The sequence below is a fragment of the Metaclostridioides mangenotii genome, assembly GCF_017873185.1.
Taxonomy (GTDB): domain Bacteria; phylum Bacillota; class Clostridia; order Peptostreptococcales; family Peptostreptococcaceae; genus Metaclostridioides; species Metaclostridioides mangenotii.
In genome coordinates this window covers 376,286-392,951 of the sequence record NZ_JAGGJX010000002.1, presented here as the reverse complement: position 1 = coordinate 392,951, position 16,666 = coordinate 376,286, and the positions used below count along the sequence as shown (strand labels likewise).

The following is a 16,666-nucleotide window of genomic DNA, read 5'->3' as shown; positions in this document are numbered from 1 at the left end:
ATTAATTTTGATATAGGAGGCATTTATTATGAATCAAAAGACAAATGTTATGAGATTATTAGACGGCAAAAAAATAGCTTACAAATACCACACATATGCAGATACTGATGCCATAAGCGGAATAGAAGTAGCCACTGTATTAGGACAAGATCCTAAACACGTTTTTAAAACCTTGGTTACGCAAGGCAAATCTAAGCAGAACTACGTTTTTGTAGTTCCTGTTGAAAAAGATCTCAATCTAAAAAAAGCAGCTCAAAGTGTGGGCGAAAAATCTATCGTCATGATTAAATCAAAAGATTTACTCGCTTTAACTGGATACATTCATGGAGGTTGTTCTCCTATTGGAATGAAGAAATCATTAATCACTGTAATAGATAAGAGTGCTGAAGAACTAGATACAGTTATTGTGAGCGGTGGCAAGATAGGATATCAGGTAGAACTTAGCTTGGATGATCTTAAGAAAGTTGTTAATTTTAAATTAGAAGATATTACTGATTAAATAATTTATTGGTGTATGAACCCGTATAATTAATATTTATATTTAATCTTATTCAAAACAAAACTGCCTTAAATTTTGTGTATAAAACAAAATTTAAGGCAGTTTCAATTCAAAAGTCTTTATTTTATTTCCATTTTACCATCATCGATAAGTTTATCTGCAACCCACTCAGCAACTTCACCTGTAATTTTTATACAGTGCTCTTTTCTCTCAGGAGACATAAAGTTATCTCCATTCCATTTTTTAGTTATTACTCTACAACATGTTGATCCGTACTCTTTTTTTATAAAGTCGTGAAGATCCTTTGAAAGTTCAAACATCTTAGGGTCCATAGCTTCGCCATGTACTCTTCCGTAAACAATACCAAGGGCCATTTCTCCACCAGATACTGCTCCACAAAGACATTGAGCTTTTCCTAAACCTATTGGAAAACTTGATGCCATTCTAGTTATTTCTGGGCTAAAAGGTTGTCCTAGTGCATCGTTTAATGTTTGTAAAACAGCTTCAGAACAGAAGAACTCCCCTCTTTTAAAGTATCCCTCGGCAGTGTTTTTCACTTCCTCCAGGTATTTATCTTTTGAACATACTGCATTTGCTTCCATTTTATTTCCCCCTCATAATCTATTATTTTTGTATTTTCTTTATATTTTCATATCATTTTATATTTATTTTTCTATATAAATTTCTTTATATCTTTATTTCATTTTATCTATATTCTTTACATTTTAATTTCGTTTTTATAAATATTCTTAGTATTTTGTATCCTGTATTTTGTATACGAGCTATTTATGCCTTGCTTTCCACTGCTTTTTCAGTTTTCATCAAACTCATCATATATAAAACAAATACATACAATACTAAACAAATCGCTATAATTTCCTGTGCTTTAACAATGTATACAAGCCAACTTATTTCATTACCTGCTTTAATTAAAAATCCATTAAGTTGTTTTGTTGCAATGGCACTAATAACCATAGGGAACGTAAAACTTGAAAAACTCGGATAGAATTTCAATTTTAATAACCTTGGCAAATAAGATAAAGCTATAAGATAAAATACAATTGAGAAAGCAAAAAGTAGGTATACAATCGCCATGCTTTTATTATCAAAACTGTTGATATATCCAGCCAATAACAACGATCCTGGTGCCGCTAATATAATTATCGTAGGTAGCGTAGGTTCTGGCATTTCTTTTACAACCCAAACTCTCTTTAAAATAATTGGAATAAGTATTAAATAAGTTATAAAACCGAACCAAAATGCAATTTTTCCAACTGCAATTTGTTCAAACATTGGTGCTGTTACACTTGCAACAACAATACCAACATAAACAATAAACCAAGATGGGAATACTTTCTTTATTGAGAAGTCAGTTAAGAATTTCTTACTAAATAAAATCATAAGCACTAGATGCCCTACGACTCCAATCCACCAAACTGCAAGTCCTATTGTCGGTGAAATTGGCTTTATATATGTCGCAAATAACATTGTCGCCATAGTAATTGTAAGAAATACGCTTCCAATCAAAGGGTTTTCTAATTGCTCCTTAACTCCCTTTTGAAGCACTATCAGCTTCAAAACATAAATCGCATATAAAATAAATCCTATAATTCCAATAACATTTCTAATTGAATCTCCATAGGATTGAAGCAGGTTTCCTAAAGCAAAAATTGATAGTATTAAACCCGCCATAGGAATGGGATATTTCTTTAATAAGTTCAATTCATACCTCCTCATTTTTTAAATTTAGTTCACGTTTAAATTATAACAAATTGGGTTAATATAAAGTCGAAATAAGCAAAAAAAGAATGTATTATAGTAAATTGCTATATACTATAATACATTATCGTTAAAATCTATACATTTGTTTTTGTCGAAAATATTTCTATTTATATATTTATTATATCAAGTTTCTTTCAATTTCCGTTTTATATAATATCCCCGTTTTTAGTTAAAAATAGTTGTTTCGGTGGATTCATAGTAGCAAATTGCATAGGTGATAATACAGCCGCATAACTCCCAGCATTTGTAACCACAATAATATCTCCTACATTTACTTTTGGTAAATCTATATTATCCGCAATAACATCAGTAGATGTACAAAGGTTTCCAACTAGTGTTACAGTTTCACATTCTACCTCGTCAACCGGTTTAGTTTCTACTTTATTATTCAATAGAATAAACTCAAAGGCATTTTTCTGTGTAAACAATGGCTCATTTCCACATGGATTTTCATCTCTTGAGTAACTCGTTATCAAATTTGCAAGAGAAGGTCTTATAAAGCCATTCAGTGTATTATCAAGAATCACAAATTTCTTTTCATAAGAAGTCTTTATATCTAATACCTTAGTTGCATAAACACCACTTTTACAAACAGCATAACGACCTGTTTCAATATAAATTTTTGCTCCTGATAGCTTCTCTTTAAACTCATACAACAGCTCTGAAGTTTCTATTCCCAGCTCTCTAGTATCCAGTTCTTCATCCTGTTTAGAATAAGGTATCCCTAGCCCTGAGCCTAAATTAATGAACTTAAGTTGAATACCTAATTTCTCTTGAACTCTATATGATAAATCAAACACCTTTCTATAGTATTCTTTCATTACTTCAACATTTAGTTCCTGACTACGTGAGTGAACGTGTACTCCAACAATCTTTACTGCATTAAGACCTTTTAACCACTCAAGGTTATTATAAATATCTTCTTCATCTATTCCAAATTTTGAAGGCGTACCGCTATCAGAATAAAATGTAAAATTAGGATTGATTCTGATACCTATATCTACAACAGTATTATTTTCATCAGCAATCTTGTCTATTCTCTCTATTTCTGTTAAACTATCAGCTATAATAACTGATTTTTCCATAGAATTTACTATATCGAAATCAGTTTTTCCAGGAGCAGAGTAGTATATTTCATCCTTTGATAGACCATGTTCACTGCTTATTTGTACCTCCCCAAGACTAGCTGCATCTGCACCAAACCCCTGTGAAAATACTGTTTTAACAACATGTTTATGTGAATTACTTTTTATTGAATACAAAAACTCTACCTGTGGAAAATTATTTTTAAGACGTTGTGTATACTCCAATATAATATTTTCATCATAAAGATAGAAGCTATTGTACTCTTTCGCCTTATTTAAAATAACCTGCTTGTTAAACATTACGTCACCCCTTTATTCAAAGTTACAGTAATTTTACCACTGCTATACCTATAAAGTAAAAGCTATCTCAATATATCTATAAGATCCTTTTTAGCTGCAACAGAAGCTGGTACTACACTAAATACTAATCCTATAAATGCAGATACACCTATGGCTAATGATATTGTAAATAAATCAACACTAACTGATATATCTAATATTGCGCCAACTATATATGCAAAACAGATTCCAAGTATATATCCTATTACCCCACCTATCAAAGTCAAAGTAAGACCTTCTAAAAGAAATTGCATCCTTATAGTTTTCTCTGTTGCACCAAGAGCCCTCCTTACACCAATTTCCTTTGTTCTCTCTGCAACCGATATATACATCATATTCATAACCCCAACACCAGCAATAAAAAGAGATATCCCAGCTACTGCTGATATAAAGTATGTAATTGTTCTAAGTATTTTACCTACACTATCCGTAAGCAGCGACATATCAAATGGTTGATAATCACCCATATTTCTCATGCTCCCAGACTCTTTAAGTAGGTTTACAGCATCTTCTGTAACTTCATTTGGAGCATAACCATTTTCTAGAGTTAAAACTATCATAGATGTTGTATTTTCTTTTTCAAAATAATCAAAATATACATTCTTAGGTATCAATATATTTGACTCAGGCATTGAAAACATACTATCAGCCTCTTGACCTTTATAAACGCCTACAATAGTGAACAACTGTCCATCCACTTCCACACCCTTCTCTAACGAATTCTCAGGTGATTCATACATATCTTTAGCTGTCACACTATCTAGAATAGCTACCTTATTATGTGTTTCATTATCCACTTTCATAAGATTTCTACCTATAATAATATCTCTATTTGTTTCGTCAACTAAATCTATTTGCTTTTTTTCTATTTTTTCTTTCACAAGTATATCTTTATAAACCGAATTATTATCATTATCAGGATATGACACTTTTTTGACACCATCTAGACTTTTTATAATATTTAAATCCATATCTTGAAAAAATACAGCATTGCTCTGGTATAGAGACTCACTGTCTGGTATAAACTGTATATTTACTTCTACTTCATCGGTTTCGTTATTAGTAAAATTTTTTATTGTATCTTTTTCAAATCCTCTACCTATTGCCATAATAGCAATCACAGAAGCAATTCCAATAATTATTCCAAAAGTAGTTAAGAAACTTCTCTTCTTGTTGTTTTTAATAGATTTTAGGGAGGATCGCCAGATTACATATAATCTCATCTAATCAGCTCCCTGTCCTCAATTATTTCACCATCACGAATAGTTATAACTCTAGAACAATATGAAATTAGCTCAGGGTTGTGAGTTACTAATATTACAGTAACGCCTTCTTTATTTAGCTCTACAAATAATTTCATAATTTCTTCGGATGTAACAGTATCAAGTGCTCCAGTCGGTTCATCTGCTATTATAAATTTAGGTGAGTTTATAAGTGCTCTCGCTATTGCCACACGTTGTTGTTGACCACCAGAAAGCTGTTTTGGATAGTTTTTTTCCTTTCCATATAATCCGACCTTCTCTAATATGCTATAAACTTTATCCTGAGTCTGATGAAGTCCATATCCATTATAAAGAAGTGGTAGCTCTAAATTTTCATACACTGTATTATTCTCTATCAAACTAAAGTTTTGAAATACAAAACCAACTGTATTATTTCTAATCTTCGATAATCTATCATCATCACTTGAAACTAGGGATTCATCTTCAAAAAGATATGTCCCCTTAAATTTCTTATCGATAAATCCAAGTAGATTTATTAGAGTTGACTTGCCAGAACCAGATGGCCCTATAATAGCAACCATCTCGCCAGAATCGATATGAAGATTGACGTCTTTTAATACATGTAGTTCCTCTTTTCCAGTATGATAGTATTTATTAATATTCACTAAATCAATCATTGGACTTCACCGCCGAATTATCAGACTTCAACTCAATCTTATCTCCATCTTTTAATTCTTTATCAGGATTTGAAATTATAACATCTCCTTCTTTTATTCCCTCTAAGACAACTATCACTTCATTTTTTGTCTCCGTCTTTATAGGCTTTTTGATCACTTTACCTGATATATATAAATAAACGTATTCTTTATTACCTTCTTTTATCAAAGCTTTTTTAGGTATACGCAGCTCATCTATTGGAAGTTTAATCTGAACACTGTATCCATACTGTACTGGACTATCTAGTTCCACAAGAAATTTATAATTACTTAGACTTCCTGTAGAATTAGCTTGATTATCACCTACATTAATTTCTGTATCCGGCAACTGATTAATTTGTTTAATTTGTCCTCCGATTTCTTCTTTTTGACTTACTGGGCGAACTTTAACCCTTTGGCGAAGTTTTATACTATCATAATCGTATTCAGATATGATCCCTTCAACGACCACATTTTTACTTATAATTTTTATAACTGGAACAGTTGGATCAGTCTTTCCTTTCTCATTAACAGAAACTATTCCACTAATCTCAGCTGTAACATTTTTATTTGCTTTCTTTCGTATTGAATCAACAGATTTACTTGCATCTTTATAATCTAATTTAGCTGAACTAAGTGCACTTTCAGACTGAGTAACTACTGAATTCTGAGCATCCAACTGTTCTTCATACTGATTAATCGCAGCTTTTAGCTCTTGTTTCTTCTGTTGACCTTCTGATGTACTAGCATCGATATTACCTAACTCATTTTTTGACTGTGATAACTTATTTTTATAATCTTTAACCTTTGATCTAGCGTTATTTAAATTATTTTTAGCGCTATCTACAGATATTGATAATTTCTTCAAAGAGTTCTCTTGAGCATCAGCTTCAGATTGGATTTCTTCATTCTTATAACTTAAAATTGCATCTCCCGATTTAATTTCCTGACCATCTTTTACAAGAATATCTGTTACTTTACCTAAAGATTGATCATAAAATACACTGTATACTTTCTCAGCAGTGACAAAACCTTTAAATAATAGCGGTTCGGGTTTTTCAATTTTATACGATGTGTAAGCGTTATCATTATTACCTTTTTTCAAGTTAACATAAACAGCTGAAATAATTATCGCTAGTAAAGCAACTACACCAGCTACTATACTTAAATAAATCTTTTTTTTCTTCGTCATTCGTTTCATATTTTTAAGTTTCATTATTTATTCACTTTCCTAAAGATTATTTTTCTGTGTTTTTACTTAATAACTATATCGCAATAAATTAACACTTATAATAAGCATTAATTATTCTTCAACGTCAGCTTTGAATAAATGTACTAAAACAAGTACAGCTGGTATAGTAAGTATAATAGGTGTAACTATACTGAATATTTGCATAAACAATATTGCATTCTCCATTCCCTCCACATTAGGTATACTTGATGAATTACTCCCAGTAAATAACCCATAGATTATATTGAAAACAGTATAAATAATTGCAATATAATAAGGATATTTTGGAGTTGTTTCTTCATTTTTTAGATTTTTATTTGCCCTGAAATACATAACCAACAAGGCTATACTGATTAATAATGTAGCTATAATGGTAGCTTTATATCCTATACTTGTAATTTGTTTATATAATTCTATACCAGCATCACCCATTTGATCATATGTAGCTTTATTTGGGTTCAATAAACCCGGAATTCCAATAACTCCAAAGACAACTCCTATTGATTTCAAAACAAGTAAAACTTTATTCCAAGTTTTTGCTTTTTTAAGATGTAATTTAATTTCTTCACTAACTTCATTTAAATTTTCTAAATTATCCATTCTAATCCACCCTTTATTTAAATTAATAGGTAAATTTTAACACCTATTGATTAAAATATTAACACACCAGAATTTAGATTTCAATTATTCAGTCGATTAAACTCAATTTTTGTAATGATCATTTATTATATATACTATTTTTATAAAATTTATTAGATTCATAAATGTAAATTAAGCTTGACAATATATATTAAGTTTTACAAAGGTAGGTTTATGTACTTCTAAATTATTTCCTTCTTTGGATCACCTCTTTTTATTCTATAATAATGACACCAAATAATGACACTTCTGTATCTGTATATATTGTTTTTACTTTAGTTAATAATCTAGTGCCATAAACAACATTATGACACTAGGATATTACTATATAATATATACATGCTTTTTATTAAGAAATTGTAGCCCCATTGGCATGTTATAATATTGGTAAATAACGGGAAACAGTTAAGTACTTACGATAAAATTAAAGCCCTTAATATCTAATAAATGGATTTTAAGGGCTTACTATATATCTTTTAATATATTTTTAAGGATTAGTTGCTTATAATAAGAATGGTTAGAAGTAGTACAAGGCATCTTGTTAAAAAATCATTAATAAAACAACAAGTAGTATGATTTATGGTGTATTTCTAGATAAATAAAATCTGGACAATACATTTCTGTATACTCCAGATTTTACATATAATATATTTTTATTAGACGTCACGTCAAAGTCTTAAATTGATTAGACAGAACCTAATCAATTTCATTATTTTCCTTTATAAATAATAGTTTTCCAGATTTTAATCCCCATATTTCATCCAAATACATACATACTTTTTTTGAATGAGTTACGATAATAACACATTTATTATGATTATGGGCTAATGACACTAAAATATCCATTATTTTTTCTTCAGTTTCATTATCTAAATTTCCTGTTGGTTCATCGGCAATTATTATATCTGGATCATGGGCAAGTACCCTGGCAATTCCTATACGTTGCTGTTCACCACCAGATAAATTTAAGATTTTTCTATTAGCTGTATCAACATCAATTCCAACGTCTTTTAGTAAATTATAAATATAATTATTTTCATCTTTTTTCTTTACATCACTTATATTCATCGATAATAGTATATTTTCTTTAGCTGTAGCATTTAAAAGTAAATTATATCCTTGAAATATAACTCCAATATCATTTGCTCTATATAAATCCCTATCTATTGACTTTAAGCTTTTATCTTTGTATAAAACTTCTCCCTTAGCACATGTATCAAGGCCTGATATTAGAGAAAGTAATGTACTTTTTCCTGCTCCTGATTTTCCTACTATCCCATAAACTTTTCCTTTTTCAAAGTTTATATTTATATCCTCAAAAACATCTTTCTTCCCACCTTCATATCTATAACATACATCTATTAAACTCAATAAACTCATATCTACCTAATTCCTTTCTGATAATATTTTTCTTGGTTCAAACCTCATTATATATACAATTCCAATACCAATAGATATTGCTCCAAGTAATAGTGCTATTAATATTATTCCCACAATTGCTTCACTGCTAAGATGTACATTTAAATTAGTTATTGGATCTACGTTTGGAGCTGATCCTCCGCCAAACATCACCATTCCTCCAGATGCACTTTGATTTTGAGCCTCTATTTGAGTTTTTAAGAGAACATTTGAAATTGATTGGGCAGATAAACTAGCAATAGACAATCCTACAACTAATGAAATAGCTATTGTAGATAATGTTTCGAAGATTAAACCAAGTGCAACCTTACCTTTTTTCATTCCCATTGCTCTAAGAACACCAATTTCATATTTTCTTTCACGAATTCCTAAGATAGATATTAAAATTAAAATACTACCGCCAAAGCATAGTACTAATATCATAAACATGTTGGCTATCTTTTGTAATCCTTCAACAGGCTTAACAATTTCATCATAACTTTGAGAATCTGTTGATACATCATATAACTTATTTAATCCCAATTTATGTGCTTCTTCATTAAACTCACTTAGTAAGTCTGGATCTTTTAAGAAGAATTTCGCATCTACTGAAATTAAATCATTATTTGTTTTTACTTTGTATGGTTTTAAAGTATCGAAAGTTGTAATAATTTCATTTTTTCTATTCATCATAGGATGCTTAAAGCCATAATCTTGAGATTTAGTTCCATCATAATAAATTCCAGAGATAGTTAGTTCTAATGGATCATATTTATCAGGATCATCTGGGTTTTGAACTTTAAAAGTATCTCCTACTTTTAGATTGTTTAATTTAGCAAACTCTTCACTAACTATAGCTTCGCCATCTTTCTCTGGCATTTTACCATCAGTAATTTTCCTATCACCCTTTTTAAACTCTTCTAATCCTGCAGAATTAAGTCCTCCATTAATAGTTAGATTAGGCTCTTTTGCATTTACAGATCTTTCTTTTCCCCCAGTAACAGCTCGTCCAATATTACTAGAATTTTTATTATTTTTTTCATATTCATCTTGGTCTAGTGCTTTAAGCTTATCACTATAACCACTGTAACTTGCAGTAAATATTGTCTCTTTTAAATATTCCGATTTAGACAATTTTTCTAGTAAATCATATTTAGGACTAATGGATTCTACTGACTCTGTACCATCTTTTTGTGCTTTTTCCATAATTTTTTCTGGATCAGCCTGAATAAATACTTCTGAACCAAATCGATTTTTATAATCTTTTATGATTTCACCCGAAGTAGTATTTATAACAACTGAAATAGCTACACATGAAAGTATCGCAATCATTATAACACCAAGTAAAATATTACGACCTTTATTCCTCGCTAAATTTTTTAGTGCATTTTTTAAAATATACATCCTTTAACTCTCCTTTTTCAACTTTGATTGTAAACACAGTATAACAAATTAATTGTTTACTCAATGTTAACCCTCGCACTAAGGATTAAATATAAAATAAAAATTACTTTTTATATTCAGAGAAGGATAAATAGAAACAAGATCCTTTATTTATTTCACTATCTACAATTACAAAACCATCACATAAATCACACACATGGGACACTAAGCTTAATCCTATTCCATAACCATCCTTATTTAATTCATTAATTCTATATTTATTATCAAATATTTTTCCAATAGAATTTTTATCCATACCTATTCCATTATCTTTTACTGTAATAATAACACTATTATTTTTATTTTTAACAGATACTTTAATAGATTCTCCACCACCATATTTCACTGCGTTATCAACTAAATTACTTATCGCACGATATATCCACCTTTCTTTTGCTAAAATTATAGTATTACTTTCATCATCAAAATCAAATTCAATATTCTTATATGTCTTACTATATTCATCGCAAATAGATGCGCAAATTATGGAAATATCTACTTCTGTCATCCCTTTATCAACTTTTACATCACTTAAAGTTAAAATATCATCTATACTATCTGAAATATTATCTATGAATTTAATATACTCTTGATTATTATCTATTTCTAAATTAGTCCTTAAAATCGCTATAGCATTTTTTTGTTCATGCGATAAATAGGAATTTAATCTTTTATATTCATCTAAAGTTTGATTAAATTTATCCTTTATATTTTCATAGGCAATACCAAAAGATTTACTTACCAAAGCTGGATCAAAATCGTCCTCCAGTGTATTAAGCTTATTAACGATATTTCCAATTTCCTTATCATGAATCTTATTTAAAATTATCCACAATAAAACGGATGATATTATAAAAATAGAAAAAGACATCAAAATAGTACCTGCTATATTTTCAAATCCACTTCTTAAATATACTCTTCCAACTTCCCCTAAATCCGTTAATCGTACTGATGGTGAGTTTATCCAATAAGGATAATCTACATTTTCATATATGTTTCTTAATCCATTACTTTGACTTTGAACATTCATTCTCTCAACAATTTCTCTATTTGCTGTAGCAAAATCAACAATATAAACTTTAGTAGCTTTTATATGTTTACTTTCTTCTAAATTACTAAATGAACTCTTAACCCCATAAATCCCAAAAATCACAACTAAAGTTAAAATTAAAGAGTATATAGTTATAACTAATCCACTTTTTAAATTTTCTCTACGCATAAAATATATCCCTTTCCTCTTATATTTACTAAGACATCATCCCCATAGACATTGCTTAATTTCTTCTTAAGCCTTGCAATATGTACTCTTAATACAGACGAAAATGGATCAAAATCTTCATCATATATATGTTCTGCAATTTCCTCACTAGATACTACCGCCGGATGTTTATAACAAATATATTCTAAAATATCAAATTCTTTAATAGACATTATTACTTGTTTATTATCTATATGAACAGTACGGGTAATCGGATTAAGCTGTAGCTTACCTATGTTTATTATTGGATTTGTACGACCATGAAATCTTCTTATTACAGCATGAATCCTTGCTCTTATCTCTAATAATTGAAATGGCTTTGTTATATAATCATCAGCTCCAGTATCTAACCCTAAAGCCAATTCCACTACCTTGTCCCTAGCTGTAATGATAATTACTGGGGTATGTATTGAAGCTTTGCGTAAACAGCTTAATACTTCTATTCCGTCCATGTCTGGAAGATTTAAATCTAAAAGAATAACATCATATTCATTAACAGTTGCATTTTCTTCACCATCCTGCCCTGTATTTGAAACATCTACTTTAAAATTCATTCTTTCTAAACCAACCTTCATAGAATTAGCTAATTCTATATTATCCTCTATAACTAATATACGCATTTTTGTTCCTCCTAATATACTATCTAAATATTAACCTTTTTCGAAATTATAACCTAACCTTAATTATTCATCAAATAATTAAAACTTACTAATTAATTTATAAATAACTAAAATAGCTCTAAATCATGAATTAATGCACTTTAATATTCTATAATTTGCTAATACTAGTCGCACAAAATAAGATATTACCATTAAGTTATTATAATATCTTTTAATATTGAATTTTAGCCATGTCAAAATATTTTTTCATAGATAATTTGAAATATTTTTATAATGTAAATTATATTTTCATTGAATTTGGATTTATTTGTATAATTGTTTTATAATTAAGCTAGTTACAAAATATTTTATCGACTAAAACTAACTGAATGACAAATACATTATATAGAACTATTATCTCAATGAACATATGATTGATTTATAGAAAGGGAATTTTATGAATATAGTAAGCAACTTAAAAACTATCGAAAAGAATTTAATATATCTCAATGGATCTAGCTGAAATAATTCATGTTTCTTATTATTTCTGTATTTAAATTTGTTAAAATTTAATAGCTCTATTTTACTGTCAACTGTACTTTTTATAATAACCTAAGTTGGATTTAAGTTAGAAAATCATAGAATATTAAATTAAGTATCATTATTTTATGCTTTTTATTTTCTTTAGCAAATTTAGGCTTAGGATTATATCAGTTTAATATAATTAGTTTCTAAATTTAACTTTAGGGACTAGCTATGTATTTAAAACAATTATAAAGCCCTTAATATCTAATAAATGGATTTTAAGGGCTTACTATATATCTTTTAATATCAGTTTAGGGGATAGTTGAAGATTATATAAAAGGGAAACTGATGCAATAGATATGAATTAGCATCTGTTTCATTTTCAGCTTATTTTTATATATACAGACATAACATCTTACTAAAAAAATTAAAATAGACAAAAAGAAATTTTTAGTAGAAGACATCAGGAAGTAGGAAGTAGATAACATTAAACAACATTATGGCACTAGACTATTACTATATAATATATACATGCTTTTTATTAAGAAATTGTAGCCCATGAGTCAGGCATGTTATAATATTGGTAAATAACGGGAAACAGTTAAGTACTTATGATAAAATTAAAGCCCTTAATATCTAATAAATGGATTTTAAGGGCTTACTATATATCTTTTTTTTAAAAAGAGTAGTTTGCTATAATTAACATATTAAATATTTAGGAGGATTAGAAGAATGATAGTTTTAATTGCAGGTAGCTCACAGAATTGTCTTTAAGCGTGTTGATTAACTATCAACACGCCTATTTGTTTTATCTTTTTGAATAATGAAATACAGCAATTCCATCACTAACGGTGTATTTATCAAGATGAAGTTGTATTGTCGGGTTGTTTCCTAAAAACAGCGGACGGCCTTTTCCAAGTATCGTTGGAATTATTCCCACAATATATTCGTCAATAACATTGGTCTTGACAAAGTGATCTATCAGACCGCCCCCACCAAACAGAAATATATTTTTACCGCTGTTTTTTTCTTTTTTAAATTTACTAACAATATCGTCACAGATAAAACGAATATCACCCTCATCTTCTTTCTTTTCACTGGTAGCTACATAAACCGTTTTTGTTGGGTAATCTTTGGCAAAGCCCTGATCATAGCAGTTTTTGCCCATAACAACGATATCAATACCCGAAAGGAACTCTTCAAACTCACTTCTTTCATTTGTATCAATAGCGGTATCGCCTTGTCCCACAATCCAGTCAAAGCCGCCATTTTCATCAGCAATATATCCATCTATGCTGATAGCTAAGTTCATAATAATTTTTCCACTCACTGTAACTTCTCCTTTATAAACTCTATCAAGTACTTTTCGGTTAAACTGTTTCAGTTTTCAGCAATCTGCTGAGGCGTTACATCTTGCAAGGCTTATTCTTCACCTCCATTTACATAGGTTGCCATGAAATTTAGTATTTCCTTGAAAACAGCTTTTTTATCTTCGGAAAACGCCTTTTCCACTTCATCCAATATAGAGTGAGTTTTTGTACTATGGCTGCTCATCTTTACCTTATCGGATAAAGAAATGTAAAAGAACCGCTTGTCTTGTGTAGACTGCACTTTTTGAATAAGCCCCAACTCTTCCAACTCGTTTACCTTTTGGGTTACGGCAGAACGGGAAAGCCCTAATTTTTCTGCCAGTTCACTAACCGTCGTTCTTTCGCTGTGTCCGATGACAAACAAATGTAGAATATTGATATAACTGGTTTCTTTACCCCAGTCGCTGTTTTTCATCTCGTTATATTGATCCATATCTACTGCCCGCATGAATCGCTCAAATGCTTCTCTCATAGAACACCTCCATATATAATAGTTTCAAATATTAAACTATTATATCAATAATAAATAAAAACATCAAGTAGTTTCATTTTTGAAACTACTTGATGTTATGTACTAATGGCGCTTCTTATACATCCAAAATCGTCCACATACATAAGGCGCTGTTACTCCAATATAGCAGGAATTATATTTCTTTCAATCAGCAGCCACCTGTCTCGTGGCCATCTTGTAATGGACGATTTATCTAGCTTTATATTTTTCTCCTTAAAACGAATCATAGAACACTGTTACTCCTATATCGAAACGTTTATCATGTAATGGATGAGGAACGCTCGTTTCGTCGGGATGGCCAATTGGTAAAATAGCAACTGGAATAATATTTTCAGGCAACTCAAAAACTTCCTTTATCTTCTGAGGATCAAAATGTCCTACCCAGGTGCTGCCTAATCCTAAATTGGTGACTTCAAGCATCATGTGAGTAGCAACAATGCTTACGTCTACCTCTCCCATATCTTTACTGTCATACGACCTTTTCCAACTGACGGTATTATCATAGCAAATCAACAAAACTAAAGGTGCATGGAAGTGGTATGTGGTACAGGTTTTTAGTTTACTCAAAGCATCCTCAGTATCTAGCACAAGAATACGCTGCGGCTGATAATTTACAGCCGTTGGAGCAACTCTACCTACTTCCAAAATCAAATCCAATTTTTCCTTTTCTACTTTTTTGTCACAAAACTTTCGAACAGAATATCTTTCTTTTGCTAATTCTAAAAAATCCATAGTTCTACCTCCATCCATTTCGTTTCAATCGTCCTAAAGGACAGTTTTCATTTTTACTTGCGCAGGGCACTTTTCTCCGCTTATAAACCACTGGCAGGTTCTGCATTCAAAACAGGACTTATAGTCGTAATTTTTCAAAGACTTTATTAGGAATGCTGCATCAGCTAAAAACGGCCTTCCATATGCCACAAAATCACACAAACTGTTTTCAAGTAATGCATTTCCCGTGTTCAATGTTCTGATATTATTTACAACGGTCACTGGGACGCGTACATGTTTTTTTATCTGAATACCTGTATACACAATCTCATTGTATAGAAAGTCACTTGGGATTTTCGGCTTCCTATCAGTGGGTATACCGGAGGAAATATGCAGCAGTTCTATCCCAATAGTTCCAATGCCTGTGCCGTTTGAACGTCAAGTTCTAAATCATCATTCCAGCCCATACGGTAGGAAACAATAAAATCATCATTCGCAAATGCTTTGATTTCTTTGACAATCTTTTTTACCAGTAGCAGTCTTCCATTGATATCACCACCGTATTGATCTCCCCGTTTATTTGATAGAGGGGATACCACCATATTAAGGAAAAAGCCATGAGCACCATGTAATTCTATTCCGTCACAACCGGCCTGTTTTCATAGTTCTGCTGCCCTAACAAACTCATTTTTGATTTCTTCCATATCATCTTCTGTTAATTGATCGATTGAATCCCCATTATGATAACCTATACTGGGGTAAGCAAGTTGTGCAAAAAACTTCGTTCCATTGCTGTGACATGCTTCTACTAATTTTTTTAGAAAGACTATATGCGCATTTGAATAGACTGCTGCACCTCCATCTAACATTTTCTTAGAAGTTACAGAAAGGGATTGGCAAATCATAAGACCCATTCCACTAGATGCCCTTTGTAAATAGTGATGTAGCAATTCATCACCCATAACTCCATCTATGCATGGAAACAAACCAAAAGGAACCATTGGAGACATTACTATTCTGTTCTTAAAGTCAACATTTTTTATCTTAATTGAATTTAATATTTTCATTATTACTACCTCCCAATTAAGCAATATGCATACACTTGTATTCCCCTCTTATTTTAATTATAATTAATGCAAAATGAAAGTATGCACATTTTAGTAGTATACTTACTTACTAAAAGTAGAGAGTTATTGCATGGATACATTATGTCGCAGTAAACAAACACCTTTTAAATATACAATCTCTATAATAAGCGGCAAGTGGAAAATGAGAATTATATACGAGTTAGGCTGTGAATCCATCTTAAGATATGGAAGCTACACCCTGTTACTTTGGTGTAGCGGATCTCGTAATAA

17 protein-coding genes and 1 pseudogene are annotated in these 16,666 nt (G+C 30.4%); 1 reads left to right on the top strand and 17 read right to left on the bottom strand.

Annotated features, from left to right (window positions below; genetic code table 11):
• Window positions 1-28 precede the first annotated feature (28 nt).
• Entirely contained in the window at window positions 29-499 is a 471-nt protein-coding gene (gene ybaK, locus J2Z43_RS07920) for a Cys-tRNA(Pro) deacylase (protein ID WP_209456682.1), read from the top strand.
• Window positions 500-618: 119 nt separating this feature from the next.
• Here ybaK and J2Z43_RS07915 read toward each other — a convergent pair whose 3' ends face one another.
• The 17 genes and pseudogenes from J2Z43_RS07915 to J2Z43_RS14800 all read right to left on the bottom strand — a co-directional run bounded on the left by J2Z43_RS07915 (window position 619) and on the right by J2Z43_RS14800 (window position 16,375).
• The gene (locus tag J2Z43_RS07915; protein WP_027701311.1) at window positions 619-1,101 is read right to left on the bottom strand and encodes a C-GCAxxG-C-C family protein; all 483 of its coding nucleotides are present in this window, start codon (window positions 1,099-1,101) and stop codon (window positions 619-621) included.
• A gap of 184 nt (window positions 1,102-1,285) precedes the next feature.
• A complete protein-coding gene (locus J2Z43_RS07910) occupies window positions 1,286-2,221 on the bottom strand; it encodes a TDT family transporter (RefSeq protein WP_209456681.1) in 936 nt (311 codons plus the stop codon).
• Between the two features lie 206 nt (window positions 2,222-2,427).
• The gene (locus tag J2Z43_RS07905; protein ID WP_209456680.1) at window positions 2,428-3,666 is read right to left on the bottom strand and encodes a diaminopimelate decarboxylase family protein; all 1,239 of its coding nucleotides are present in this window, start codon (window positions 3,664-3,666) and stop codon (window positions 2,428-2,430) included.
• A 62-nt stretch (window positions 3,667-3,728) separates the two neighbouring features.
• Window positions 3,729-4,928 (bottom strand): ABC transporter permease, encoded by a 1,200-nt coding sequence (locus J2Z43_RS07900; protein WP_209456679.1) that lies wholly within the window; start codon window positions 4,926-4,928, stop codon window positions 3,729-3,731.
• Window positions 4,925-5,605 (bottom strand): ABC transporter ATP-binding protein, encoded by a 681-nt coding sequence (locus tag J2Z43_RS07895; RefSeq protein WP_209456678.1) that lies wholly within the window; start codon window positions 5,603-5,605, stop codon window positions 4,925-4,927. The genes J2Z43_RS07900 and J2Z43_RS07895 overlap by 4 nt, the downstream gene beginning before the upstream one ends.
• Window positions 5,598-6,839: an efflux RND transporter periplasmic adaptor subunit gene (locus J2Z43_RS07890; protein WP_209456677.1), complete on the bottom strand. Its 1,242-nt coding sequence runs from the start codon at window positions 6,837-6,839 to the stop codon at window positions 5,598-5,600. Before J2Z43_RS07890 ends, J2Z43_RS07895 begins: the two co-directional genes overlap by 8 nt.
• Before the next feature lie 87 nt (window positions 6,840-6,926).
• Window positions 6,927-7,454 carry a hypothetical protein gene (locus J2Z43_RS07885; RefSeq protein ID WP_051599177.1) on the bottom strand — a complete coding sequence of 176 codons (528 nt, stop codon included), beginning with the start codon at window positions 7,452-7,454 and terminating at the stop codon, window positions 6,927-6,929.
• Window positions 7,455-8,189: 735 nt separating this feature from the next.
• On the bottom strand, window positions 8,190-8,873 hold the full coding sequence (locus tag J2Z43_RS07880; protein WP_209456676.1) for an ABC transporter ATP-binding protein: 684 nt from the start codon (window positions 8,871-8,873) through the stop codon (window positions 8,190-8,192).
• A gap of 6 nt (window positions 8,874-8,879) precedes the next feature.
• Window positions 8,880-10,295, bottom strand: a complete 1,416-nt coding sequence (locus J2Z43_RS07875; protein WP_209456675.1) for an ABC transporter permease — start codon at window positions 10,293-10,295, stop codon at window positions 8,880-8,882.
• A gap of 103 nt (window positions 10,296-10,398) precedes the next feature.
• Window positions 10,399-11,553: a sensor histidine kinase gene (locus J2Z43_RS07870; RefSeq protein WP_209456674.1), complete on the bottom strand. Its 1,155-nt coding sequence runs from the start codon at window positions 11,551-11,553 to the stop codon at window positions 10,399-10,401.
• On the bottom strand, window positions 11,535-12,212 hold the full coding sequence (locus J2Z43_RS07865; protein WP_209456673.1) for a response regulator transcription factor: 678 nt from the start codon (window positions 12,210-12,212) through the stop codon (window positions 11,535-11,537). Before J2Z43_RS07865 ends, J2Z43_RS07870 begins: the two co-directional genes overlap by 19 nt.
• Window positions 12,213-13,524: 1,312 nt before the next feature.
• Window positions 13,525-14,046, bottom strand: coding sequence for a dihydrofolate reductase family protein (locus tag J2Z43_RS07860; protein WP_209456672.1), 522 nt, complete (start codon window positions 14,044-14,046; stop codon window positions 13,525-13,527).
• Between the two features lie 92 nt (window positions 14,047-14,138).
• A complete protein-coding gene (locus J2Z43_RS07855) occupies window positions 14,139-14,558 on the bottom strand; it encodes a MarR family winged helix-turn-helix transcriptional regulator (protein WP_209456671.1) in 420 nt (139 codons plus the stop codon).
• A 252-nt stretch (window positions 14,559-14,810) separates the two neighbouring features.
• Window positions 14,811-15,329: a nitroreductase family protein gene (locus J2Z43_RS07850; RefSeq protein WP_209456670.1), complete on the bottom strand. Its 519-nt coding sequence runs from the start codon at window positions 15,327-15,329 to the stop codon at window positions 14,811-14,813.
• 33 nt (window positions 15,330-15,362) lie between these two features.
• Window positions 15,363-15,590 (bottom strand): hypothetical protein, encoded by a 228-nt coding sequence (locus tag J2Z43_RS14810; RefSeq protein ID WP_234926186.1) that lies wholly within the window; start codon window positions 15,588-15,590, stop codon window positions 15,363-15,365.
• Window positions 15,591-15,709: 119 nt separating this feature from the next.
• Window positions 15,710-15,952: pseudogene (locus J2Z43_RS14805) on the bottom strand (oxidoreductase); the annotation flags it as partial.
• A gap of 15 nt (window positions 15,953-15,967) precedes the next feature.
• The gene (locus tag J2Z43_RS14800; RefSeq protein ID WP_234926164.1) at window positions 15,968-16,375 is read right to left on the bottom strand and encodes an oxidoreductase; all 408 of its coding nucleotides are present in this window, start codon (window positions 16,373-16,375) and stop codon (window positions 15,968-15,970) included.
• Window positions 16,376-16,666 lie beyond the last annotated feature (291 nt).